At 67.4% G+C, this 22,353-nt stretch carries 24 protein-coding genes, 1 tRNA gene and 1 riboswitch; of the genes, 8 read left to right on the forward strand and 17 right to left on the reverse strand.

The features are described 5' to 3' along the window. Positions 1-434: hypothetical protein (locus H3O04_RS20895; RefSeq protein ID WP_237666374.1), on the forward strand; the 434-nt coding region annotated here is incomplete at its 5' end. 68 nt (positions 435-502) lie between these two features. On the opposite strand, the gene H3O04_RS20900 is transcribed toward H3O04_RS20895, so the two are convergent. The 5 genes from H3O04_RS20900 to H3O04_RS20920 all read right to left on the reverse strand — a co-directional run bounded on the left by H3O04_RS20900 (position 503) and on the right by H3O04_RS20920 (position 2,963). Then, positions 503-578 (reverse strand) — tRNA-Ala (locus H3O04_RS20900). A gap of 67 nt (positions 579-645) precedes the next feature. Continuing rightward, positions 646-999: a c-type cytochrome gene (locus H3O04_RS20905; RefSeq protein WP_202588371.1), complete on the reverse strand. Its 354-nt coding sequence runs from the start codon at positions 997-999 to the stop codon at positions 646-648. After that, complete coding sequence (locus tag H3O04_RS20910; protein WP_006477384.1) at positions 996-1,796, reverse strand: BON domain-containing protein; 801 nt, start codon at positions 1,794-1,796, stop codon at positions 996-998. The genes H3O04_RS20905 and H3O04_RS20910 overlap by 4 nt, the downstream gene beginning before the upstream one ends. A gap of 17 nt (positions 1,797-1,813) precedes the next feature. Then, complete coding sequence (locus H3O04_RS20915) at positions 1,814-2,398, reverse strand: SIS domain-containing protein (protein ID WP_175789510.1); 585 nt, start codon at positions 2,396-2,398, stop codon at positions 1,814-1,816. A 136-nt stretch (positions 2,399-2,534) separates the two neighbouring features. Beyond that, on the reverse strand, positions 2,535-2,963 hold the full coding sequence (locus H3O04_RS20920) for a YraN family protein (RefSeq protein WP_175769575.1): 429 nt from the start codon (positions 2,961-2,963) through the stop codon (positions 2,535-2,537). 46 nt (positions 2,964-3,009) lie between these two features. On the opposite strand from H3O04_RS20920, the gene rsmI reads away from it, so the two are divergent. Next, the gene (rsmI, locus tag H3O04_RS20925; protein ID WP_202588372.1) at positions 3,010-3,888 is read left to right on the forward strand and encodes a 16S rRNA (cytidine(1402)-2'-O)-methyltransferase; all 879 of its coding nucleotides are present in this window, start codon (positions 3,010-3,012) and stop codon (positions 3,886-3,888) included. 78 nt (positions 3,889-3,966) lie between these two features. On the opposite strand, the gene H3O04_RS20930 is transcribed toward rsmI, so the two are convergent. Further along, positions 3,967-4,578: a septal ring lytic transglycosylase RlpA family protein gene (locus tag H3O04_RS20930; RefSeq protein WP_012327720.1), complete on the reverse strand. Its 612-nt coding sequence runs from the start codon at positions 4,576-4,578 to the stop codon at positions 3,967-3,969. A gap of 655 nt (positions 4,579-5,233) precedes the next feature. On the opposite strand from H3O04_RS20930, the gene H3O04_RS20935 reads away from it, so the two are divergent. The 3 genes from H3O04_RS20935 (at position 5,234) to H3O04_RS20945 (ending at position 7,084) form a co-directional block, all read left to right on the forward strand. Beyond that, the gene (locus tag H3O04_RS20935) at positions 5,234-5,878 is read left to right on the forward strand and encodes an MBL fold metallo-hydrolase (protein WP_077179978.1); all 645 of its coding nucleotides are present in this window, start codon (positions 5,234-5,236) and stop codon (positions 5,876-5,878) included. Further along, the gene (locus H3O04_RS20940; protein ID WP_011546691.1) at positions 5,875-6,534 is read left to right on the forward strand and encodes an exonuclease; all 660 of its coding nucleotides are present in this window, start codon (positions 5,875-5,877) and stop codon (positions 6,532-6,534) included. The genes H3O04_RS20935 and H3O04_RS20940 overlap by 4 nt, the downstream gene beginning before the upstream one ends. Before the next feature lie 79 nt (positions 6,535-6,613). After that, positions 6,614-7,084: an Lrp/AsnC family transcriptional regulator gene (locus tag H3O04_RS20945; RefSeq protein WP_006477376.1), complete on the forward strand. Its 471-nt coding sequence runs from the start codon at positions 6,614-6,616 to the stop codon at positions 7,082-7,084. 57 nt (positions 7,085-7,141) lie between these two features. On the opposite strand, the gene H3O04_RS20950 is transcribed toward H3O04_RS20945, so the two are convergent. From H3O04_RS20950 to H3O04_RS20960, 3 genes are all read right to left on the reverse strand, one after another. Continuing rightward, complete coding sequence (locus tag H3O04_RS20950) at positions 7,142-8,299, reverse strand: cation diffusion facilitator family transporter (RefSeq protein WP_011694093.1); 1,158 nt, start codon at positions 8,297-8,299, stop codon at positions 7,142-7,144. Positions 8,300-8,542: 243 nt separating this feature from the next. Then, positions 8,543-8,836, reverse strand: coding sequence for an H-NS histone family protein (locus H3O04_RS20955; protein WP_006491875.1), 294 nt, complete (start codon positions 8,834-8,836; stop codon positions 8,543-8,545). A 357-nt stretch (positions 8,837-9,193) separates the two neighbouring features. Then, positions 9,194-9,853 (reverse strand): HugZ family pyridoxamine 5'-phosphate oxidase, encoded by a 660-nt coding sequence (locus H3O04_RS20960; RefSeq protein ID WP_202588373.1) that lies wholly within the window; start codon positions 9,851-9,853, stop codon positions 9,194-9,196. A gap of 187 nt (positions 9,854-10,040) precedes the next feature. On the opposite strand from H3O04_RS20960, the gene H3O04_RS20965 reads away from it, so the two are divergent. Further along, positions 10,041-11,258 (forward strand): MFS transporter, encoded by a 1,218-nt coding sequence (locus tag H3O04_RS20965; RefSeq protein ID WP_202588374.1) that lies wholly within the window; start codon positions 10,041-10,043, stop codon positions 11,256-11,258. 99 nt (positions 11,259-11,357) lie between these two features. Here H3O04_RS20965 and H3O04_RS20970 read toward each other — a convergent pair whose 3' ends face one another. Both H3O04_RS20970 and H3O04_RS20975 read right to left on the reverse strand, forming a co-directional pair. After that, positions 11,358-12,500: a branched-chain amino acid ABC transporter substrate-binding protein gene (locus H3O04_RS20970; protein ID WP_012327715.1), complete on the reverse strand. Its 1,143-nt coding sequence runs from the start codon at positions 12,498-12,500 to the stop codon at positions 11,358-11,360. A gap of 436 nt (positions 12,501-12,936) precedes the next feature. Then, entirely contained in the window at positions 12,937-14,019 is a 1,083-nt protein-coding gene (locus H3O04_RS20975; protein WP_202588375.1) for an NAD(P)H-dependent flavin oxidoreductase, read from the reverse strand. Positions 14,020-14,241: 222 nt separating this feature from the next. Between H3O04_RS20975 and H3O04_RS20980 the strand changes: the two genes are divergently transcribed. Together H3O04_RS20980 and H3O04_RS20985 are read left to right on the forward strand one after the other, a co-directional pair. Next, positions 14,242-14,934 carry a dienelactone hydrolase family protein gene (locus H3O04_RS20980; protein WP_011546698.1) on the forward strand — a complete coding sequence of 231 codons (693 nt, stop codon included), beginning with the start codon at positions 14,242-14,244 and terminating at the stop codon, positions 14,932-14,934. Between the two features lie 81 nt (positions 14,935-15,015). Next, positions 15,016-16,494 (forward strand): amidase, encoded by a 1,479-nt coding sequence (locus tag H3O04_RS20985; protein ID WP_027806796.1) that lies wholly within the window; start codon positions 15,016-15,018, stop codon positions 16,492-16,494. 106 nt (positions 16,495-16,600) lie between these two features. Here H3O04_RS20985 and metF read toward each other — a convergent pair whose 3' ends face one another. From metF to flhF, 6 genes are all read right to left on the reverse strand, one after another. Continuing rightward, a complete protein-coding gene (gene metF, locus H3O04_RS20990; RefSeq protein WP_011546700.1) occupies positions 16,601-17,431 on the reverse strand; it encodes a methylenetetrahydrofolate reductase [NAD(P)H] in 831 nt (276 codons plus the stop codon). A 34-nt stretch (positions 17,432-17,465) separates the two neighbouring features. Next, a complete protein-coding gene (locus H3O04_RS20995) occupies positions 17,466-17,819 on the reverse strand; it encodes a phage holin family protein (protein ID WP_006477367.1) in 354 nt (117 codons plus the stop codon). A 96-nt stretch (positions 17,820-17,915) separates the two neighbouring features. Continuing rightward, positions 17,916-19,334 carry an adenosylhomocysteinase gene (ahcY, locus tag H3O04_RS21000; RefSeq protein ID WP_012327710.1) on the reverse strand — a complete coding sequence of 473 codons (1,419 nt, stop codon included), beginning with the start codon at positions 19,332-19,334 and terminating at the stop codon, positions 17,916-17,918. A 32-nt stretch (positions 19,335-19,366) separates the two neighbouring features. Beyond that, positions 19,367-19,495: riboswitch (S-adenosyl-L-homocysteine riboswitch) on the reverse strand. Positions 19,496-19,609: 114 nt separating this feature from the next. Next, on the reverse strand, positions 19,610-20,341 hold the full coding sequence (locus tag H3O04_RS21005) for an RNA polymerase sigma factor FliA (protein WP_011546702.1): 732 nt from the start codon (positions 20,339-20,341) through the stop codon (positions 19,610-19,612). Positions 20,342-20,366: 25 nt separating this feature from the next. Continuing rightward, positions 20,367-21,185 carry a nucleotide-binding protein gene (locus tag H3O04_RS21010; protein ID WP_011546703.1) on the reverse strand — a complete coding sequence of 273 codons (819 nt, stop codon included), beginning with the start codon at positions 21,183-21,185 and terminating at the stop codon, positions 20,367-20,369. Then, positions 21,178-22,353: flagellar biosynthesis protein FlhF (gene flhF / locus H3O04_RS21015; protein ID WP_202588376.1), on the reverse strand; the 1,176-nt coding region annotated here is incomplete at its 5' end. The genes H3O04_RS21010 and flhF, both read right to left, overlap by 8 nt.

The raw sequence follows: 22,353 nt of genomic DNA on the forward strand, positions 1-22,353 counted from the left end.
GGGGTGGCGGGACGGTGGTGGTTGCCAAACGCGGGAAACGGTCGCATCCTGCCGGCTGCCTTGATCGGCCCGCGTGGCGAACGGTCGGGCGCCCCCCGTCCATCCGCAACAGAACGCCCTCCATGACGTCATCCGCTCCAACACCGCGGCAGATCATCGTCTTCGTGCTGTATTCGGTACTGTGCCTGCCCGCGAGCATGACCGTCGCCGGGTATGTCGCGACCCGGATCACGCAGAACGTATCGAATTTCGAAGGCGGCGCGGGCTATGCAGCGCTGTGGTGGATCATCATTCTGACCTGCGCGTTCTATGGGCTGTCGATCGCCGTCTGCGCGCTGCTGCGGAAGAGGACCGCGGTGCTCGCGGTCATGACGGCGGGGTTCGCCGTGTTGGCGGTGCCGACGTTCAGGGTGATTTACGAGTTGGCGACCTAGCGCGTCGGCCAAGGCCCCGCAGAAAAACAAAAAGGCCCGATCTAGCGATCGAGCCTTTCGAATTCCGTTGGTGGAGCGGAGGAGGATCGAACTCCCGACCTTCGCATTGCGAACGCGACGCTCTCCCAGCTGAGCTACCGCCCCATCAGTCAACTATCATACACACGCATTTCTGCGCTTGGCAATAGGGGGTTGAATCGCCCCTGAAACCTTACTTCGACGGCGCGCCGGCCAGCACCCATTCGACCACCGACCGGACGTCGGCGTCGCTCATCCGCGGATGCGCCGGCATCGGAATCGCGCCCCACACACCCGAGCCGCCGTCCCTCACCTTCTTCGACAGCTTCGCGACGGCCTGCGGATCGGACTTGTAGCGCGCGGCGATATCCTTGAACGACGGGCCCACGAGCTTGCGGTCGACCGCGTGGCAGCCCATGCACGCGTTGCTGCGCGCGACTTTCAGGCCGTCGCCGACGTCCGCGTGCGCGGCGCCCAGCGTGCCGGCCACGAGCGCCGCGGCCGCGGCGCCCTGCACCATCCATCGTTTCATCTGCATGCCCGTCATTGCGCCTTCGCCTTCGGATTGCCCGGATGCACGTTCGACGAATTCGAGATCGGCGCGGGCGGCTGCAGCGGCGCGGACTGCACCGATGCGTCGGGCACCGCGCCGACCGTCGCGCTGTCCGCCGGTGCGGCAGCCGGCTGCGCGGCGGATGCGCCGCTCGCGGGCGACGCGTCCTGCAGCGCCTGCGCGTCCTGCGGCTTCACGTACTGGAACACCTTCACGACCTTCTCGACGCCCGGCACCTGGCTCGCGGCTTCCGCCCCGCGATTGCCTTCGTCCACCGTCACGAGGCCCATCAGGTAAAGATTGCCGCGTTCGCTAACGACCTTGTAGTAGTTCGCCGAGATGCCCTTCGTCGCGATCAGCTCCGACTTCACGCGCCCTTCGAGGTACGAGTCGTTCGCGCGCGACGACAGCGACGACGCCGGCTCGACCGACAGTTCGTTGACGATGCCGTTCACGTTGTTGATGCCGCGCACGAGTTCCTCGGCGCGCTGCTTCGACGCATCGTTCGGCACTTCGCCCGTCAGCAGCACGCGGCGGTTGAACACCGTCACGTTCACGTGCGACTGGTCCGGCAGCCCGTTGTTGATCTGCGTGAGCGACTTGACCTGGATTTCGCGATCCTCCGTCTGCGCGCCGAGCGTACGGCGATCGGTCGCGATCAGCGCGCCGCCGCCGGCCGCCGCACCCACGACCCCGAGCACACAACCCTGCAGCGACACGGCGAGGCCCGCCGTCAGCGCGGCGAGCAGCGTGGTTCTGACGAGCGTCTGTTTGACGCGGCTTTGATTCATCGACGGCTCTCCTTCGTTCAATCCTCACCCAGCAGCATCGCGTCGATGCCGTCGCACAGGCTGTGGATGGTCAGCAGATGGACTTCGTGGATGCGCGCCGCGCGAACGGCGGGCACGCTGATTGGAATATCGGTGTCGGACAGCGCGGCCGCGACCGTGTGGCCGTTGCCGCCCGTCAATGCGACGACGGTCATCTCGCGCTCGTGCGCCTCGTCGATCGCCGCGAGCACGCGCGGCGATGCGCCGCCCGCGTCGAGCACCAGCAGGATGTCGCCCGTCTGGCCCAGCACGCGCACCTGCTGCGCGAACAATTGCTCGGCCGCCGCCGCGCCCGCGAGGCCGGCCTGCGACGCGTCGGTGGCCAGCGCGATCGCGGGCAGGCCCGGACGTTCGCGCTCGAAACCGCCGACGAGCGACGCGGCGAGGTACTGCGCGGCGGCGGCCGACGGGCCGTCACCGCACGCGACGATCTTGTTGCCGTTCGCCAGCGCGGCGAACATCGCATCGACCGCGGCTGCGATCGGCAGCGACAGCGCGTCGGCCGCTTCGGCGTGAAGCGCGGCGCTGTCGCGGAATTGTTGCTGAATACGTTCGACTGACATCGATTCCTGGTGAACTGGGCGCGTGGCACGACGTGGCGCCACTCGCGCGACATCGTGGGTGCGGCGAGTTTACCGTACTCCGGCGCCCTCTCCGGGGGTCCGGCAAGAACTCTTTACATCTCGTCACAGCTCGCGGCTACGCATCGTCGGTACGAAATGCGTCGCGCAGCCACGCAAGCCGGCCAGCCTCGAACGCGACGACATCGAAACGGCACGCGGCGCCGGCGCCGTGCCGCGACCAGAACTGCAGCGCGGCCGCGACCAGACGCCGCCGCTTGCGCCAGCCGACGCTCGCGGCTGCACCGCCGTGCCGGGTACTGCGCCGCGCGCGCACTTCGACGAACACGAGCATGCCGTCGGGCTCGCGCATCACGAGATCGAGTTCGCCGCCGCGCATCGTTACGTTCGCGGCGACGAACCCGAGGCCATGACGCTCGAGAAACTGCCGCGCGCGCTGCTCGAACGCCGCGCCGACCGGTTTGGATCGCGCCGCGCCGGAAAAGTTGTCGCCCGAAGGCGGCCGACCGCGCGCGCCCTCCGGCCGGGCCGGCGCCGCGTGGCACAATGCCGTCCTTGTTCCGTTCGTGCCGCGACCGCGTGCATTGCCTGCCATGACTGCCCTCCTCGAACTCGCGCATACGCAGCACTACCCGGACGCCACGCTCTACGTGGTCGCCACGCCGATCGGCAATACGGCCGACATCACGCTGCGCGCGCTGCACGTGCTCGGCCTCGCCGACCGCATCGCGGCCGAAGACACCCGCAACACGGGCCAGCTGCTCGCCCGCTACGGGATCTCGAAACCGCTCGTCGCCGTGCACGAGCACAACGAACGCGAAGCCGCACAGCGCGTGATCGAACTGCTGCGCGGCGGTGAACGCGTGGCCTACGTGTCGGATGCGGGCACGCCGGGCATCTCGGACCCCGGCGCGCGCCTCGTCGACGCCGTGCGCGCGGCCGGCTTCACGGTGGTTCCGCTGCCTGGCGCGAGCGCGGCCGTGACCGCACTGAGCGTGGCCGGCGACTGGGCCGGCGCGTTCACGTTCGCGGGCTTCCTGCCGCCGAAGACGAAACAGCGCGCGACCGCGCTGCAGGCGCTGGTGTCGCACCCGTACGCGCTGGTGTTCTACGAAGCGCCGCACCGGATCGCCGAAACCGTCGCCGCGCTCGCCGACGCGTTCGGCCCCGCGCGCCGGCTGCTGATCGCGCGCGAGCTCACCAAGCTACACGAGCAGTTGTTCCAGGGCACCCTGGCCGAAGGACAGAGCTGGCTCGCCGGCGATGCGAACCGGCAGCGCGGCGAGTTCGTGCTGGTGGTCGAAGGCGCGCCGGCGGCCAGCGGCGAAGCCGACGACACCGCGCACGACGCGCTGCTCAGGCTGCTGCTGGAAGAGGTGCCGGTGAAAAGCGCGGCGAAGCTCGCCGCCGCGCTGACGGGCGCATCGCGCAGCACGCTGTATGCGCGTGCGCTCGTGCTGAAGGAAGGCTGACGCGCGACGCCGCTGCGCGGAAACGACAAAGGGCTGCCGGAAGGCAGCCCTTTGCGCATGAGCGGACGATCCGCCGGGTTATTTCGCCGAGATCGACGCGAACATTTCGTCGCGGGCCTCGCGCGCTTCCTGCGGCGACAGTCCTTCGATCTTCACGCGGCCCGTGCCGGCGTGCACGAGGCCGATCACCTTGGCCGCCGCATACGACAGGTCGAGCACGCGGCCGCGCTTGAACGGCCCGCGATCGTTGACCTTCACGACGACCCACTTGCCGGTCGAGGCGTTCGTCACCTTGATGTACGACGACAGCGGCAGCGTGCGGTGCGCGGCGGTGAACGCGTTCATGTTGAAGCGTTCGCCGTTCGCGGTGCGGCGGCCGTGGAAATCCCGCCCGTACCACGATGCGCGACCGCTCTGGCGGAACTCGGACACATCCTTGCCGTCGATCGGCTCGGCGTCCGCCAGCGACGACTTCTTCGCGTCCTTGCTGTCGGCGGCCGGCATCGATGCCAGCGCGGAATCGAAACTGAGCGGCTGCTTGTCGTCGTCCGCCTTCGCGGCGGCGGCCGTCTTGTCGACGGCCTTCTTCTGGTTCACGCTGCCGGTGGTCTGGCTGGATGGCACCGCACAGCCCGTCAGCGCAAAAAACAATGCAATGGTTCCGAATCGGCTCGGAAAACGTAAATTCATCGACGTGTCGCCTTCTGGTTCGGGCCGCATCGATACAACGCTGCTTCACAACGCAGAGATGCGGCCCGGACGGCAAATGCGTGCACGCCCCGCTCGAATGCGAGCAGGCGGCTAGCATGGGCGCGGCCTTCGTCCTGGCCGCAACCGTCCTGATTAGCTTTCACGTCTGGCGCAACCTGTCCCCAACAGCCTGACCAGACCCCACATGCCGCCATCGAACATGGCTTCACGTTCGCGCGCGTCGCTACGACCAACGCACAGGAACGGCGGCACAGGCCTCATCCGGCGGCGCGGCAGCAGGGCCGCAGGCGGGCGCGCAGCACCCGGCCGGACAAGACGTGAGCACCGAATGTTCGGTGCTGGATACACCGCCGGACTCCCCGGCGGCCGATGCTTGACGGTGAATCGAATACCTCGTTTAACGGGGCCGAAACACCAGCGAATTGCGTGAAATTCACGTGCAATGGAGCGCATTATACATAAATCAAAACCTTGTCTCGAAAAGCACCCCGGGCGCACCATTGATTCTCTCTATGACTGTAACAATCGGCATGCTCCGGGAATGCCCTGATCGGCACGCCGCCGCATGTATCGCACGCCCGGCAGCCCGTACGCGCGACCGGTACAATCGCTCCTTTTAGCCGCCGGTGCACCCATGAAAGTCACGCTCATTCCGGTCACGCCGTTCCAGCAGAACTGCTCGCTGCTCGTCTGCGAGAAGACGGGCCGCGCCGCCGTCGTCGATCCGGGCGGCGATCTCGACCGCATCGAACAGGAAGTCGCGCGGCAGAACGTGCAGGTCGAGAAGGTGCTGCTCACGCACGGGCACATCGATCACTGCGCAGGCGCGAAAACGCTCGCGACGCACTACGGCGTGCCGATCGAGGGCCCGCAGGAAGAGGAACGCTTCTGGATCGAGAAGCTGCCGATGCAGAGCGAGCGCTTCGGCTTTCCGGCCGCCGACGTCTTCGAGCCCGACCAGTGGCTGAACGACGGCGACACCGTGCAATTCGGCGACGAGACGCTCGAGGTCTATCACTGCCCGGGCCACACGCCCGGCCACGTCGTGTTCTTCAGCCGCGCGCATCGCGTCGCGATCGTCGGCGACGTGCTGTTCGCGGGCTCGATCGGCCGGACCGATTTCCCGCGCGGCAATCACGAGGATCTCGTTCGTTCGATCAAGGAAAAACTGTGGCCGCTCGGCGACGACGTCACGTTCGTGCCCGGCCACGGCCCGGTGTCGACGTTCGGCGACGAGCGCCGCACGAATCCGTTCGTGTCCGACAAGGTATTCGGATGAACCAGACCGCCATCCCGGAAATTTACGTCAGCACCGACGTCGAGGCCGACGGCCCGATTCCCGGCCCGCACTCGATGCTGAGCTTCGCGTCGGCCGCCTATACCGAGGACAAGCAGCTGATCGCGACGTTCTCGGCGAACCTCGAGACGCTGCCCGGCGCACACGCGCACCCGGTGCAGGAAGCCTGGTGGAAGACCGAGCCGGAAGCCTGGGCCGCCTGCCGGCGCGATCTGCAGGCGCCCGAGGCGGCGCTGGTCGCCTACGTCGAATGGGTCGAGGCGCTGCCCGGCAAGCCGGTGTTCGTCGCGATGCCGGCCGGCTTCGATTTCACGTTCATGTTCTGGTACATGATGCGTTTCGCGGGGCGCTGCCCGTTCTCGTGGTCCGCGCTCGACATCAAGACGCTCGCGTTCGCGATGACCGGCCTGCCGTACCGCAAGGCGATCAAGCCGCGCTTTCCGAAGCACTGGTTCGACGACCATCCGCACACGCACGTCGCGCTCGACGACGCGATCGAGCAAGGCGCGCTGTTCTGCAACATGCTCGCCGACCTGCGCCGGCAGCAAGCCGCGCTCGCGGGCCTGGCCGTGTCGGATACCGATCGGTCGGAAAGCGCGGGGGCGGGACAAAATCCCACGGATCCGCGAGCAAATTAGCGAATCTCGCTCAACGGCGCGTCGCCAGATTGCCTTTCCTTTCCCGGCCCTCTAACATTCAGCGTGTTGTAGCTGCCGCATGGAGGCGCAGGTGACGCTCGATTCCTTTTCGCAAAAAATCCTTCGCCTGTTGCAGCTCGACGCGCGCCGTTCCGTTCAGGAAATCTCCGACCAGGTCGGCCTGTCGAGCACGCCGTGCTGGCGCCGCATCAAGGACATGGAACAGTCGGGCGTGATCCAGCGCTACACGGCGCTGCTCGATCGCGAGAAGCTCGGCCTGCACGTCTGCGCGCTCGCGCACGTGCATCTGACGCGCCACAACGAAGGCGGCGTCGAGCAGTTCGAGCGCGAGATCGCGACCTGTCCGGAAGTCACCGAGTGCTACAGCACCACCGGCGAAGCCGATTACATCCTCAAGATCGTCGCGCCGGACATCAAGGCCTACGACGTGTTCCTGCACGAACGCATCTTCAAGATCCCGGCCGTGTCGCAAGTGCGCACGAGCGTCGTGCTGCGCGAAATCAAGTTCGACACACAACTGCCGCTGTAACGCGCGGGCCCGCCCCTGCGGCGGGCCGCGCTCATGGTTGACGGCTGCCGTTGGCGGTCACGTCCGCGCGGGCAACGTGCGCGTGAAGCTGATCCGGCGCGCGCCGAACTCGCGCTTCAGCGTATCGATGTCCAGTCGGCCGGCCAGCGCCGCATCGGTGTCGCGCGGATCGCTGTCGAGCGTCACGTCGACCTCGAGCCCCGTACTCAGGTAATGCAGGTTGATCGCCGCCGCGCGCAGCCCGCGCTGCGCGAGCGCGGCCTCGAGCCGCGCCGCGAGCTCGCCGCGCGGCGGCAACGCGAGCGCCGGACGGCGCGCCGCGTCGTTCTCCGGGTCGACGTGGATCAACGCATCGAGCACGCGCGGGTCGGACAGCACGCGCGCCCGCGCGGTCTCGGCGATGTAATGCCCTTCGGAGACGGAGATCTTCGGATCGACGAGGATGTGCGCATCGACGAGCGCGGCATCGCCCATCTTGCGCGTGCGCAGGTCGTGCACGTCGCGCACGCCAGGCGTCGCGGCGAGCAGCGCGCGGATCTCGGCCGTGTCGGCCGTATCGAGCGCACGGTCGGAGAGGTCCTGCAACGCGTCATAGCCGAACGTCCAGCCCATGCGCGCGACCATGAAGCCGACGATGGCCGCCGCGATCGGGTCGAGCAATCGCACGCCGGCCAGGCTGCCAACGATGCCGATCGCGACGACGAGCGACGATGCGGCATCCGAACGCGCATGCCATGCGTTGGCGACCAGCATCGCCGAGCGCACGCGCCGTGCTTCGCGCAGCATGTAGCGAAACAGCGCTTCCTTCGACACGAGCACCGTCAGCGCAACGATCAGTGCGGAAAAATGCACGGCCGGAATGTTTTCGAGATTAACGAGACGGTCGCCGGCACGCCAGAGCATGCCGATACCAACCGCAATCAGGATCGCGCCGAGAAACAGCGACGCGACCGTCTCGTAGCGGCTATGGCCGTAATTGTGGTCGGCATCCGGCGATGCGCCGCTATGCCGATTCGCAACCAGCACGACAAAATCCGAGATCAAATCGGAAATCGAATGCACGCCGTCGGCAATCAATGCCTGCGAATGCGCAATCACGCCGACGGCAATCTGAAACGTCGCAAGCACGACATTCAGGACAATACTGACGAGCGTGCTCTTGCGCGCAACTGCGTGCTTATCTGCGCTCTGCGCGTCGCCGGAAAACGTGGACATGAAATATGAGATATCGGTGTGCGGTACGCAATTCTATCAAAGCCGCTGCGCAAGCCCTGCCAATACCCACAAATTTCTCATTTAAATCAATCGCTTATACGAACGTGTCGCATTTTCATTCACACGGCATGCTTACATTTTCATGACGATGCCGACGAGCCTGCCGATGACCGGAAAACAAAAAAGCCGCGCTCCTCGACGGACACGCGGCTCTTTTGAAGAGCGGGCAACCTAAACGAACGTTTAAATCGCGAACTGCTCGCGGTTCTTGCCTGCGATCCAGCGCGGCGGCTTGCCACGACCCGACCACGTCGCGCCCGTTTCCGGATCGCGGTACTTTGCCGCCACGCCTGCGCGCGGACGACCGACCTTGCCGGCCTTCGCGCGGCTGAGACCGAGTTCGGCGAGCGAAAAGCCGTAGTCGGCAATTTTCTGCTTCACGTCATTCAGTACTTCAGCGTATTCACGCGACTTCGCTTCTTCGATTTGCTTCTCCAGCTTCTCCCGCTGGGCCAGCAGGTCCTTGTAAGAAGACATAGTTTCCCTTTCTATCTGACCAATGGCGCCGGTCTGCAGCCAGCTCACCATTCCATGAAATATATGTGCCTCGGATTTTCGAAGGCAGAGATTAGCACAAAAAAGATTTGATAGAAGCGAGATTCACGAAAATCCCGAGACCCATTGTAATTCGCACATGTCATTTTGACCGGACGCGGCCTTTTCTCAAATTTTCACGCTCCTACATAGAGATTAGGACATTAGCGATTGGCTATTAGGCCTATCAACATACGCAATTACCCTGCATTCGAAAAAATCAAAGCTTTCATCGGACGACAGTTTTGCGAAAACCACATGACGCGGTTTGCTAAACGGACAAATCGCTGACCCGCGACGTCACGTCACATCCTTTGCGCAGGCGATCAGCCGCTCGCGCAATGCACCGGTATCGGCCGATGGCGACTCGAACGGCGTGCGCACCCGGCGACCGTCGCATCGCCAGTCGGCGCCATGGTGATCGACGCCGAGCAGGTCGAGCCCGTCGCGGTGTGCGTCGCCCGCCTCGTAGGCGTGCCACAGCGCCTGTTCGTCGTCGAACGCGAGCGGCGGCAGCGTATCGAGCTGCGTGCCGTCGACCCAGCCCATTCGCCCGAACCCGCCGATATAGCGCAGCCGCTCGATCTCGAGCGCCCAGAACGCGAAATCGCCGAGCGCGAGATAGCGCGCGGCGTCCGGCTCGTAGCGCAGGTAGCGCGCGGTGACGTGCGGATCGTCGCCGAGCGGCACGAACCGGCCCAGCAGCGTCGCGCGCTCGGCGTTCAGGACATCGCCGTCGCTTGCGTCGACGACGAGGAAACCCGCGCGCGGATCGGCGACGAGATTGCGTGTGTGCTCGGCCAGGCCGCTCACCAGGATCACCGGCCGATGGCTTGCATCGGGTGCAAACGGCACGACGGTCGGATACGGAAAGCCCTGCGGCTCGCGCGTATGGGTGGCGAGCGTGCCGAGCGCGCAGCGATGCAGCAGATGCAGGGCGAAGGCGGGATCGATGTTCAAGCGGACTCCTGCGGTCGAAAGGCGGCGCGTCGGGCATGCCGCATGCGCGTTGATGTTACCCGCTGGCGCCCCGCGCCGCGCATCGGCCGAACGGCCAGCGCGCAGCAGGAACGTAAGCGGTTCGATAGAATCGGACCCATCCGACGGGCGCCGCGTGCGCCCGTGCATTTTCCTGACGAGCCTTCCCGTGTCCCAATCCTCTTCCCCCGAATCGTCGTCCCCGTTCGCCGCGCCGCCCGACGCGCATCGCGTCCTGCCGCTGCCGGCCCGCCAGCGCGCGCGCACGGCGTCGATGGCGCTGTTCTTCGTCGCCGGCATGATGTACGCGTCGTGGGGCGTGCACGTGCCGACCGTGCGCGACAAGTTCGCGCTGAGCCCCGGGCTGCTGTCGATCGCGCTGTTCGCGGTCGCCGGCGGGTCGATCGTCGCGATGCTGAGCATCGCGCGCTGGATCGCGCGCGTCGGCTCGCGCACCGCGTGCCTCGCCGGCGGCCTCGTGATGTCCGCGTGCGCGGCGCTGATCCTCGTCGTGCCCGACTACTGGATGCTGCTCGCGGTGCTCGCGCTGTTCGGCTTCTCGATGGCGACGCTCGACGTCGCGATGAATGCCGAGGCCAGCGCGGTCGAAATCGCGCTCGGCAAACCGATCATGTCGTCGCTGCACGGGATGTTCAGCATCGGCGGGATGGCCGGCGCGGCAGCCGGCGGCGCGCTGCTGTCGGCCGGCATGGCGCCGGGCGCGCATCTCGCACTCGCGGCGGCGGTGGGCGCCGCGGTGCTCGTGGCCGCGAGCCCGGCCGTGCTGCCGCACGTGCCGCACCACGAACAGGCGCACGGCGGCGGCAACCGCTGGCGCTCGCCCGCGTTGTGGATGCTCGGCGGCATCGCGCTGATCGCACTGATCGCCGAAGGCGCGATGTACGACTGGGCGACGGTCTACATGCGCGACGTGGTCGCGGCGAGCCCCGCGCTCGCGAGTGCCGCGTATGCGGCGTTCTCGGGCGGGATGGCCATCGCGCGCTTCGCGGGCGACGCCGTGCGCGCCCGCTTCGGCGCGCCGCAGCTCGTGTTCGCGAGCGCGTCGCTCGCCTGCGCGGGGATGATCGGCGCGCTGCTGCTGCCGTATTCGGCCGCGGTGCTGACCGGTTTCACGCTGATGGGCCTCGGGCTGGCCAACATGATGCCCGTGCTGTTCGCGGCTGCCGCGCGCGTGAAAGGCATCCACGCAGCCGAAGGGCTCGCGCACGTGGCCGGGCTCGCGTATTTCGGACTGCTGTTCGGTCCGGTCGCGATCGGCGCGGTCGCGCAGGCGTCGAACCTGACGGTCGGCCTGTCGGTCGTCGCGCTGTGCGCGGCGCTCGTCGCGCTGGTCGCGCCGAAGGTGCTCGCGCACCTGAAGATCTGACGGCGCGGCCGCGCACGCCGGCCCAAAAAGAAAGCGCGCATGCGTTACCGCATGCGCGCTTTCACCCTCCTGTCGACCGCTTGTCGATCGCGCGTCGCGTTACATCTTCACTTCGTCGAGCAGCGACTTCTTGCCGCTCTTGTAGTTGTACAGCGAGATCACGCCGTGCTGCAGGTCGCCCTTCGAGTCGAAGGTCGTCGTGCCGATCACGCCCGTGTACTTCGTCGCCGGCATCGCCGCGAGGATCTTGTCCGGGTCCGTCGAGTTCGCGCGCTTCATCGCGTCGGCGATGATGTACACGGCGTCATACGTGAACGGTGCATAGATCTGGATCGGCTGGCCGAAGCGCTTCTCGTACTTCGCCTTGAACGCGTTGCCGCCCGGCATCTTCTCGAGCGAGGCACCGGCTTCCGAGCACACGATGTTGTCGGTCGCGTCGCCGGCCAGGTCGGCCAGCTTTTCCGTGCACACGCCGTCGCCCGCGAAGATCTTCGCGCGCAGGCCGAGCTGCTTCGCCTGTTTCGCGAACGGGCCGCCGGTGGCGTCCATGCCGCCGTACATGATCGCGTCGGGGTTTTCGCCCTTGATCTTGGTCAGAATCGCGCGGAAGTCGACCGCCTTGTCGTTCGTCGCGTCATGCGACATCACCTTCAGGCCGAGCGCCTTCGCCTTCTTCTCGAACTCGTTCGCGAGACCCTGGCCGTACGCGGTCGAATCGTCGACCACCGCCACGCTCTTGATGCCCTTCGAGTGCGCGTAGTTCGCCAGTGCCGGGCCCTGCTGCGCATCGGTCGCCACCACGCGATACGTGGTCTTGAAGCCTTGCTGCGTGTACGCCGGGTTGGTCGCCGACGGCGAGATCTGCACGATGCCCGCATCGCTGTAGATCTTCGAGGCCGGGATCGACGTGCCCGAGTTCAGGTGGCCGACCACCGCGACGACCTTGTCGTCGACGAGCTTCTGCGCAACCTGCGTCGCCTGCCGCGGGTCGGCGGCGTCATCCTGCGGGTCGAGTTGCAGCGTGATCTTCTGGCCGCCGATCGTGAGGCCCTTCGCGTTGATCTCCTCGACTGCGAGACGTGCACCGTTTTCGTTGTCCTTGCCCAGGTGTGCAATGCCGCCCGTCAACGGCGCGACGTGGCCGATCTTGACGACTTGATCGGCGGACGCGTTGCTTGCAGCTGCAGCGCACAGCATCGCTGCCGCGGTGATCGGCAACAGCTTTTGCATCTTGATATTCATGTAAGTCTCCAGTTCGGTCCCAAAAAACGCCATCGCCCGGTGCCCCGCTGCCATCCCCGTGTTTCAATCACTGGACGATTCGCCGGTTGCATCGTTCATGCACTTGGCCTCAAGCACGTGAAAACAGCCGCTTTTAGCAGCCGCCCGCTCGTACTTGCGCGCAAGTGTAGGTGATCAAATTAATTTGTGGGACTTTTTTAGGATAGTGGTAACACTACCGATATGCGCGCTTTGGAGGGATGACTCGAATGGCGCTGCAAGCCCCGACGGATAAGGGTTTCCGCTAGTTCCAGCACACTGTGGAAAGGTCGTTTCAATCGATTCGCGCGGGCATTTCGATTCGGTATTTTGTGCCCGCGATCGTTGAATGAAACGCGCGTGACAGCACGCGCGTTTCGTCGTTGGATATCAATGATTCCAGCGCTTGAAGCAGCGTTCAAGCAGCCGATGCACGCCATTCCGCATCGAGCGCGGCGACCAGTTGCGACGTCGTCAACGCATCGCCGCGCCGCCGCGCGAGCGGCGCGCCCTGCCCGGCCCACAGCGACAGGTAGTCGCCGTCGTTCGCGCGCGCGGCGGCCTGGCGCAACGGCTGGGTCAGCGCGTTCTGCACCGGATACGGCGGGACGTCGGCCACGTGCTCGCCGAGCCGCGCCATCAGCGTATTGCGCAGCCCGCGTGCATGACGGCCGGTGATCGCGCGCGTGACCTGCGTCGACGTGTCGGCGCTCACGAGCAGGCGAGCCTTCCAGTCCGCGGCGATCGCGCTTTCCGCGCACATGAGGAACGCGGTGCCGAGCTGCGCGCCCTGCGCGCCGAGCGCCAGTGCGGCCGCGATGCCGCGGCCGTCCATGATGCCGCCCGCGGCCAGCACGGGCAGGCCGGTCGCGTCGACGAGCTGCGGGACGAGCGCGAACGTGCCGATCAGCGCGTCCTCGGCGGAACCGATGAAGGTGCCGCGATGGCCGCCGGCCTCGGCGCCCTGCGCGGAGATCGCATCGGCGCCGGCCGCCTGCCACGCGAGCCCTTCGGCGACGTGCGTCGCGGTGCCGATCACATACGTGCCGGCGGCTTTCAGGCGGGCGACGTCGGCCGCGTCGAGCACGCCGAACGTGAAGCTCGCGACCGGCACGCGCAGCGCGACGAGCGCATCGAGCTGCGCGCGGAAATCAGGCGCGTAGCGCGCGGGCGCCGTGCCCGGCGGCAGGCCGAGCGCGGCGTTCAGCGGGTCGATCGCCGCGAGTGCGCGCGCGACGGTCGCCGCGTCCGGCGCGGCGTCATCGGGCAACACGAACAGGTTGATCGCGAACGGGCGATCGGTCGCCGCGCGGATCGCGGCGACTTCGGCTTCGATACGCTCGGGCGCGAGCGCGCCGGCGCCGAAGCTGCCGAGCGCACCGGCATTCGACGCGGCCGCGACCATCGCGGTCGTGGTCGCGCCGACCATCGGCGCCTGCACGAGCGGCAGACGCAGGCCGAAGCGTTCGGAAAAGGGCGTGGAAAACGAGCGGGCGGACATGGCGAATCCTTCGATGACGATGCGCGAAAGCGCTTTGTAAAGGCCGACACATCGACTCTATCGAAGCGGCGCGGCGCCGAAAAATGAATAATCGAGATCGAAACGATCGCTGCGCGAGAAGCGCCCGCGTGCACTGCAGCACCGAACGATTGGTGGCACACTAGGCCGCCCTCTTTTCACCCCGGGGCGCCTCGCGCACCCCGCCTGCCAGGAGTTCAGAACGTGACTGCCCAATGGATCGACATCCCGACCGGTAACGACAGCTTCGGCGGCTATCTCGCACTGCCCAAGCGCGGCAAGGGCCCTGCCGTCATCATCATCCAGGAGATCTTCGGCGTGAACGCGCACATCCGTGCGGTCGCCGACCAGTACGCGGCCGACGGCTTCGTCGCGCTCGCGCCCGACGTGTTCTGGCGCACGCAGCCGCGCGTCGAGCTGACCTACGAAGGCGCGGATCGCGACAAGGGCATCGAGCTGATGAAAAAGACCGACGTGGGTCTCGCGGTCGCGGACATCGGCGCGGCGGCCGACGCGTTGCGCGCCCGCCCCGAAGTGGCCGGCAAGCTCGCCGCGATCGGCTACTGCTTCGGCGGCCAGCTCGCGTACCGCGCGGCCGCAACCGGCAAGCTCGACGCGGCGGTGTCCTATTACGGCGGCGGCATCCAGAACGCGCTCGACCTCGCCGGCCAGGTCACGCAGCCGATCCTGTTCCACTACGCGGAAAACGACCACGGCATTCCGCTCACCGCCGTCGACCAGGTGAAGGCCGCGTTCGCCGGCCACGGCGATGCGTCGTTCCACGTGTACCCGGGCGCCGAGCACGGCTTCAACTGCACGGACCGCGCGTCGTACAACCAGCGCGCGGCGGCGCTCGCGCACGGCCGCACGCTGACCTTCCTCGCCGAGCATCTCTAAAAAGGCCCGGCCGCGGGTCCGCCACGCCGGGCTCGCGTTATGCTCGCACCATCGCCACGAGTCACAACGGGGGTGACCGCGATGCACTCGGACTATCTCGCGCATGACGCAATCGGCCTCGCCGCGCTCGTGCGCGACCGCCAGGCCAGCCCGCGCGAACTGCTCGACGCCGCGATCGGCCAGGCCGAAGCGGTCAACGGCGCGATCAACGCGATCGTGCTGCAGGATTACGAAGCCGCGCGCGAACGTGCGGCGGGCGCGCCCGAACCGGGCGCCGCTACGCCGTTCGCGGGCGTGCCGTATCTCGTCAAGGATCTCGGCGCGGCGGTCGCCGGGCTGCCGCTGTCGATGGGCAGCCGGCACTACCGCTACTTCGTGCCGGCCGACGATTCGCCGGTGATCGCGCGCAGCCGCGCGGCGGGCCTGAACGTATTCGGCAAGACCAACACGTCCGAGATCGGCCAGATGCCGTACACCGAACCGGCACTGTTCGGCGCGTGCCGCAACCCGTGGAATCTCGATCACACGCCAGGCGGCTCGAGCGGCGGCGCGGCGGCGGCCGTCGCGGCCGGCATCGTGCCGCTCGCGCATGCGTCCGACGGCGGCGGCTCGATCCGCATTCCGGCGTCGTGCTGCGGGCTGTTCGGCCTGAAACCGAGCCGCAACCCGGTGCTGGTCGACCTGCCGTCGAACGGCGAACTCGTCGTCCAGCACGCGGTGTCGCGCAGCGTGCGCGACAGTGCGCTGCTGCTCGACGTGACGACCGGCCAGACGCTGCCGCCCGGCGCGCCCGGCACCTTCCTCGGCGCGCTCGATACGCCGCCCGGCCCGCTGCGGATCGGCCTCGTCGTCGATCCGATGCTCGCGCCGGCGCTCGCCGACGACACGCGCGCGGCGCTCGACGACGCGGCCGCGCTGCTCGAATCGCTCGGCCATCACGTCGAGCCGGCGACGCTGCAGATCGACTATGCGCGCGCGGCCGAAACCTTCCTCACGCTGTGGGCGACGATCGCCGAGGACATGGTGCTCGGCGCGCGCGAACTGACCGGCCGCTCGCCGCGGCGCGGCGAATTCGAGGCCGCGACCTGGGCGATGGCTGTGGTGGGCAGGCGGCTCGCGCGCACGCGCCTGCCCGACGTGCTCGAATGGCAGCGCCAGCTCACCGTGCAGGTCGCCGGTCTCGTGTCGCGTTACGACGCGATCCTGTGCGCATCGCTCGCGGGGCCGCCGGTGAAAATCGGCGAACTGCAGCCGACGCCGTTCGAATCCGCGCAGATGAAGCTGGTCGCCGCGCTGCCGGTGAAGCCGCTGCTGAAGGAAATGCTCGCGAAGTCGTCGGAGAAGGCGTTCGCGTGGGCCGGCTGCACCGAGCTGTTCAATCTGACCGGCCAGCCGGCGATGTCGGTGCCGCTGTACTGGAATGCGCGCGGGCTGCCGATCGGCGTGCAGTTCGCCGCGCGCCACGCGGACGAAGCGTTGCTGCTCCGGCTCGCGCGGCAGCTCGAACAGGCGCGGCCGTGGTTCGACCGCCGTCCGCCGCTGATGCAGGCGCAGCGCTGATTCAGCGGCTTTCGCCACGCGGCATGCGCGGCGCTTCACGATAAAAAAAGCCCCGCCGGCGCAAACCGGCGGGGCTTTCACGCAGGCAACCGCGTGACGGCGCTCGTTACACCGCGAGCCGTTCGCAGATCGTCCGCGTGGCGGTCGCCAAGTTCAACGTGTAGAAGTGCAGCCCCGGCACGCCCGCGTCGATCAGGCGCTGGCACAGGTTCGTGACGACGTCCGCGCCGAACGCGCGGATCGACTCGCGATCGTCGCCGAAGCTCTCGAGCCGGCGCGCGACCCAGCGCGGCACTTCCGCGCCGCACATCTCGGAGAAGCGCATCAGTTGCGAGAAGTTCGTGATCGGCATGATGCCCGGCACGATCGGCACGTCCACGCCCAGCTTGCGCGCATCGTCGACGAAGCGGAAATACGCGTCCGCGTTGAAGAAGTACTGCGTGATCGCGGAATTCGCGCCGGCTTTCACCTTGCGCGCGAAATTCTCGAGATCGGCCTTCGGCGAGCGCGATTGCGGGTGGTATTCCGGATAACCGGCGACCTCGATGTGGAACCAGTCGCCATGCTCGGCGCGGATGAAGCTGACGAGCTCGGACGCGTAGCGCAGCTCGCCGACCTCGCCCATCCCCGACGGCAGGTCGCCGCGCAGCGCGACGATGTGCCGGATGCCGTGCGAGCGGTACTGGTCGAGGATCGCGCGCAGGCTGTCGCGCGACGAACCGATGCACGACAGGTGCGGCGCGGCCTCGAGGCCGTCCTTCTGCATGTCGAGCACGGTATCGAGCGTGCCCTGCTGCGTCGAGCCGCCGGCGCCGAACGTCACGGAGACGAATTTCGGCTTCAGCGGCAGCAGCTGCGCGCGCGTGGCGCGCAGCTTTTCGACGCCGTCCGCCGTCTTCGGCGGGAAGAATTCAAACGAGAGTTCGATCGGTTTCATGATTCGATGGGGTTGGGCCTGCGCCCGCCGGCCCTCAGCCGATGTCGCGCTGGCCGAAGATCAGGGCGGACAGCAGCCACGACACGATGCTGTACAGGATCGAACCGAAGAACGCGGACCAGAACCCCGACACCTCGAAGCCCTTCAGCAGCGACGACGCGAACCAGAAGCACAGCGCGTTCACGACGAGGATGAACACCCCGAGCGTGACGATCGTGACGGGCAGCGTCAGCAGGATCAGCACCGGCCGGATCACCGTGTTGATCAGCCCGAGCACGACCGCGATGATCAGCGCGGTGCCGAAGCTCTTGATGTGGATCGACGGCACGAGGTACGTGATGATCAGCAGCGCCAGCGCGTTGATGACCCAGGTGAGGATGACGCTCATGGAGGGCTCCGGTTCGGTTGTCGATCGGTACGATCGGTGAGCGCCGCCGCGCCGTGCGCCCGCAACGGGCGCCCACGGTGCGGCGGCGGCCGCGCATCAATAGCGGTAGTGGTTCGGCTTGAACGGGCCGTCCTTCTGCACGCCGATGTACGAAGCCTGCTCGTCCGACAGCACCGACAGGTTCGCGCCGATGCGCGCCAGGTGCAGGCGCGCGACCTTTTCATCGAGATGCTTCGGCAGCACGTACACCTTGTTCTCGTACTGCTCGCCGCGCGTGAACAGCTCGATCTGCGCGAGCGTCTGGTTCGCGAACGAGTTCGACATCACGAACGACGGGTGGCCGGTCGCGCAGCCGAGGTTCACGAGGCGGCCTTCGGCCAGCAGGATCACGCGCTTGCCGTCCGGGAAGATGATGTGGTCGACCTGCGGCTTGATGTTTTCCCACTGGTACTGGCGCGTCGACGCAACGTCGATTTCCGAGTCGAAGTGACCGATGTTGCAGACGATCGCGTTGTGGCGCATCGCCTTCATGTGATCGTGGTTGATCACGTGGTAGTTGCCGGTCGCCGTCACGAAGATGTCGGCCTTGTCGGCCGCGTATTCCATCGTCACGACGCGGTAGCCTTCCATCGCCGCCTGCAGCGCGCAGATCGGATCGATTTCGGTGACCCACACGGTCGCGCCCAGGCCGCGCAGCGACTGCGCGCAGCCCTTGCCCACGTCGCCGTAGCCCGCGACGACCGCGACCTTGCCCGCGATCATCACGTCGGTCGCGCGCTTGATGCCGTCGACGAGCGATTCACGGCAGCCGTACAGGTTGTCGAACTTCGACTTCGTGACCGAATCGTTCACGTTGAACGCCGGGAACGGCAGGCGGCCGTCCTTTTCCATCTGGTACAGGCGGTGCACGCCGGTCGTGGTCTCTTCGGTCACGCCCTTGATGTGCGCGAGGCGCTTCGAGTACCAGTTCGCGTCGACGTCGAGGTGCGCCGCGATCGACTTGTACAGCGCGACTTCTTCCTCGTTGGTCGGCTTCGCGATCACCGAACGGTCCTTCTCGGCCTTCGAGCCGAGGATCAGCAGCAGCGTTGCGTCGCCGCCGTCGTCCAGGATCATGTTCGCGAATTCGCCGTTCGGCCATTCGAAGATGCGGTGCGAGAATTCCCAGTATTCGTCGAGCGATTCGCCCTTGAACGCGAACACCGGCGTGCCGGCTTCGACGATCGCGGCGGCCGCGTGATCCTGGGTCGAGAAGATGTTGCACGATGCCCAGCGCACGTCCGCGCCGAGCGCCTTCAGCGTCTCGATCAGCACGCCCGTCTGGATCGTCATGTGCAGCGAACCGGCGATGCGCGCGCCCTTCAGCGGCTGCTGTGCCTTGTATTCGTCGCGAATCTGCACGAGGCCCGGCATTTCGGTCTCGGCGATGTTGAGTTCCTTGCGGCCCCAGCCGGCCAGCGCCATGTCGGCGACGACGTAATCGTGGGAAGCCTTGGAATCGATAATGGCGTTCATCACGCCCTCCTTTCTAAAAAGTTTCTAGATTGGTGACGTGAGCGCCGTTCAGGAAGCGGGGCCGGCGCGACGGTCGCTAAAAACGATCGCCGCACGGCTGCTTGGTGAAGCTCTCCGAGCCTGGCGGACACGGATGGTCCGTCGCAACGCTCCTCGGAAAACGGAGGGGATTGTAGCAAATCGGCGCGCGAAATGCGCAAGGACGACGCGTAGGCGCGAGACGCGCGCGGCGCCGGCGCGCCCGGCCGTCGGCAAAGGGTCGGGACTTCTTCGGGTCAGGACTCCGCGCCGACCCACGCCTGTTCGCGCAGCCGCGCGCGCAGGCGGGCGACGGCCTGGCTGTGCAGCTGGCACACGCGCGATTCGCTCACTTCGAGCACCGCGCCGATCTCGCGCAGATTCAGACCCCGTTCGTAGTACAGCGACATCAGCAGCTTCTCGCGCTCCGGCAGCCGCTCGATCGCCTCGACGAGCGCCTCGCGCAGGTGATCGTCGAGCAGCGCCGACAACGGATCGGCGTGATCGACGCGATAGCGGTCGAGGAACGGCTCGTCGTCGGCCGCGCGGTCGAAATCCTCGTAATAGATGAGCTGGCTGCCGTGCAGGTCCTGCAGCATCCCCTGGTATTCGTCGAGCGGCATGTTCAGGTGCTGCGCGATCTCGGTCTCGCTCGCCGAGCGGCCGAGGTGCTGCTCGACCTGGTGCACCGCGTGCTCGACCTCGCGCGACGTCTTGCGCAAGCTGCGCGGCAGCCAGTCGTTGCTGCGCAGCTCGTCGAGCATCGCGCCGCGGATGCGCTGCGTCGCGTAGGTCTCGAACTGCGCGCCCTGATCTTCCTTGTAGCGGCCGGCCGCGTCCATCAGGCCGATCATGCCGGCCTGGATCAGGTCGTCGAGATCGACGCTCGCCGGCATCTTCGCGACGAGCTGCAGCCCGAGGCGGCGCACGAGCGGCGCGTATTGCGCGAGCACGTCGGCCTGGGACATCTTTCCTTGAGCGTTGTACATCGTGGCTCTCTCCTTCGGGTGGCGCTCACGCGGCGTGTGCCGCGCCCGCCTCATACGACGGCTTGCCGCCGGCGTGGACCGCGCGGCCCGCACCCGAACGCGGGCGCATCGGCCAGTACAACAAGTCGGCGGCAATCTGCCGGTAGTCGCGCGCGGCGGGCGACGACGGGAACGCGTCGACCACCGCATGCATCAGTTCGCGGGCGTGCTCGACGAGCGGATCGGCGCTCACGCAGCCCGCATCGGCGATCGATACGGTCAGGTAGCGGCTCGCGACGCCCGCGAGGTTATCGAAGGCCGTCTTCGCGTCCGCGTGGCTGCCGACCTGATTGGTCAGCACGCGGAACTGCGCGAACGCGTGCGCGAAATGCAGCCGCTTCATGCACGCGTATGCCTCGGTGATCGCCTGCGCGGCGACCCGCGTGACGACCAGCACGTCGTGCGCTTCGCGCGCGAGCGCCGAGAACGACCCGTCGGCGCCGAGCTGCGCGTCGACGAGGACGATATCGGCCGGGCCGTCGATGAAGTCGCTCAGTTGCGCGTCGCTGTAGCCGGCGCGCGCGAGCCGCGCGGCGCCGCACAGGCCGAAGCCGGCCGCCACCCGCGTGCGTTCGCCGTCGCGCAGCCACGCGCCGGCGAGCGTCGCGCTGGCCGAATGCACGTCGGCGCGCTCGTCGACGACGAGCACGTCCTTGCCGAGCGACGCGAGCGCCGCCGCGAGATTCACCACGGTGGACGTGCAGCCGACACCCGCCGGCCCGCCCGTCACCGCGACGATGCGCGATGCGCGCCCGGCGAGCAGGCGCCGCAGCCCTTCGGCCTGATCGATGATCCGTTTATCCAAATCGCACCTCGTGCAGCTCGGCGGTGGAATGTGCGGTCAGTGCGGAAAGCAGCGTCGGCATGTCCTCGTCTTGCGGCACGAAGGGCGAGCCGTCGCGCGGCACACAGAACGCGCTCTTCAGCAGGAATTTGGTCGACGCGACGTACAGGTTCTCCGGCACCTTCTGGCCGGTCGACACGTAGTGGACCGGCAGCTTGTAGCGGATCACCGTGTCGAGCACGCCGCCGAGGTGGGTCGCCTCGTCGAGCTTCGTGAGGATGCAGCCGGCGAGATCCGGGTGATCGCCCACGCTGCGGTACGCCTGCACGACTTCGTTCAGCGTGTCGCCGTGGCTCGTCGCGTTGAGCAGCAGCAGGCGCTGCACCGGCGCGTTCGCGCCGTGCAGCATCGCGATCTGGTCGGACACCGCGCGGTCGCGCTGGCTCATGCCGATCGTGTCGATCAGCACGATGTGCTTGTTGCGCAGCTCGGACAGCGCGAGCGCGAGGTCGCCCGCATCCTTCACCGCGTGCACCGGCACGCCGAGGATCTTGCCGAAGATGCGCAGTTGCTCGTGGCCGCCGATCCGGTAGCTGTCGGTGGTCAGCAGCGCGACCTTGCTCGCGCCGAAGCGCATCACGCAGCGCGCGGCCAGCTTCGCGGTGGTGGTCGTCTTGCCGACGCCCGTCGGCCCCATCAGCGCGAACACGCCGCCGCGCTCCATCAGCGCGTCCTCGCTGTCGAGCACCGGCAGGTTCGACGCGAGCACCGACTGCGCCCATTCGGCGGCCTGCTCGAAGGTCTGCGCACCGTCGCCGGACGGCAGGTTGTCGACCAGCATCCGCACCAGTTGCGCGGAAAAGCCCGCCGCGAACAGGTGCTTCGTCAGCGCGCCGTGAACGGCGCTGCGACGCTGGCGGTCGTGCCACATCAGGCTGTCGAACTGCTCTTGCATCATCCCGCGCAGCTCGCCCAGCTCCTGCATCACGGTGTCGTTGACGATCCGCTCGATGCGCGACTTCACCGCGTCGGCCACCGCGGCCGCCGCGTCGGACGACAGGCGCGTGCGTTCGGCCGTCTTGGCGGCGTACGCGGCGCCCGCGTCGGGGGCGCGCCGCGCGGCGGCCGGCGCGCCGGCCGCCGGCATCCGGCGTTCTGCGTCGCGCACGATGTCGCGCGCCCAGTCGGG

The organism is Burkholderia sp. KCJ3K979, assembly GCF_016759955.1.
Classification (GTDB): Bacteria; Pseudomonadota; Gammaproteobacteria; order Burkholderiales; family Burkholderiaceae; genus Burkholderia; species Burkholderia orbicola.

Coding starts and splice junctions, on each gene's coding strand:
- H3O04_RS20995 (WP_006477367.1), bottom strand. CDS start 17,819: ATGAGCGTCATCCTCACCTGGGTCATCAACGCGCTGGCGCTGCTGATC.
- H3O04_RS20950 (WP_011694093.1), bottom strand. CDS start 8,299: ATGTCCACGTTTTCCGGCGACGCGCAGAGCGCAGATAAGCACGCAGTT.
- H3O04_RS20905 (WP_202588371.1), bottom strand. CDS start 999: ATGACGGGCATGCAGATGAAACGATGGATGGTGCAGGGCGCCGCGGCC.
- H3O04_RS20945 (WP_006477376.1), top strand. CDS start 6,614: ATGGAGGCGCAGGTGACGCTCGATTCCTTTTCGCAAAAAATCCTTCGC.
- H3O04_RS20910 (WP_006477384.1), bottom strand. CDS start 1,796: ATGAATCAAAGCCGCGTCAAACAGACGCTCGTCAGAACCACGCTGCTC.
- H3O04_RS20970 (WP_012327715.1), bottom strand. CDS start 12,500: ATGAATATCAAGATGCAAAAGCTGTTGCCGATCACCGCGGCAGCGATG.
- H3O04_RS20940 (WP_011546691.1), top strand. CDS start 5,875: ATGAACCAGACCGCCATCCCGGAAATTTACGTCAGCACCGACGTCGAG.
- H3O04_RS20975 (WP_202588375.1), bottom strand. CDS start 14,019: ATGTCCGCCCGCTCGTTTTCCACGCCCTTTTCCGAACGCTTCGGCCTG.
- metF (WP_011546700.1), bottom strand. CDS start 17,431: ATGAAACCGATCGAACTCTCGTTTGAATTCTTCCCGCCGAAGACGGCG.
- rsmI (WP_202588372.1), top strand. CDS start 3,010: ATGACTGCCCTCCTCGAACTCGCGCATACGCAGCACTACCCGGACGCC.
- H3O04_RS20935 (WP_077179978.1), top strand. CDS start 5,234: ATGAAAGTCACGCTCATTCCGGTCACGCCGTTCCAGCAGAACTGCTCG.
- H3O04_RS20955 (WP_006491875.1), bottom strand. CDS start 8,836: ATGTCTTCTTACAAGGACCTGCTGGCCCAGCGGGAGAAGCTGGAGAAG.
- ahcY (WP_012327710.1), bottom strand. CDS start 19,334: ATGAACGCCATTATCGATTCCAAGGCTTCCCACGATTACGTCGTCGCC.
- H3O04_RS20985 (WP_027806796.1), top strand. CDS start 15,016: ATGCACTCGGACTATCTCGCGCATGACGCAATCGGCCTCGCCGCGCTC.
- H3O04_RS20930 (WP_012327720.1), bottom strand. CDS start 4,578: ATGAATTTACGTTTTCCGAGCCGATTCGGAACCATTGCATTGTTTTTT.
- H3O04_RS21005 (WP_011546702.1), bottom strand. CDS start 20,341: ATGTACAACGCTCAAGGAAAGATGTCCCAGGCCGACGTGCTCGCGCAA.
- H3O04_RS20915 (WP_175789510.1), bottom strand. CDS start 2,398: ATGTCAGTCGAACGTATTCAGCAACAATTCCGCGACAGCGCCGCGCTT.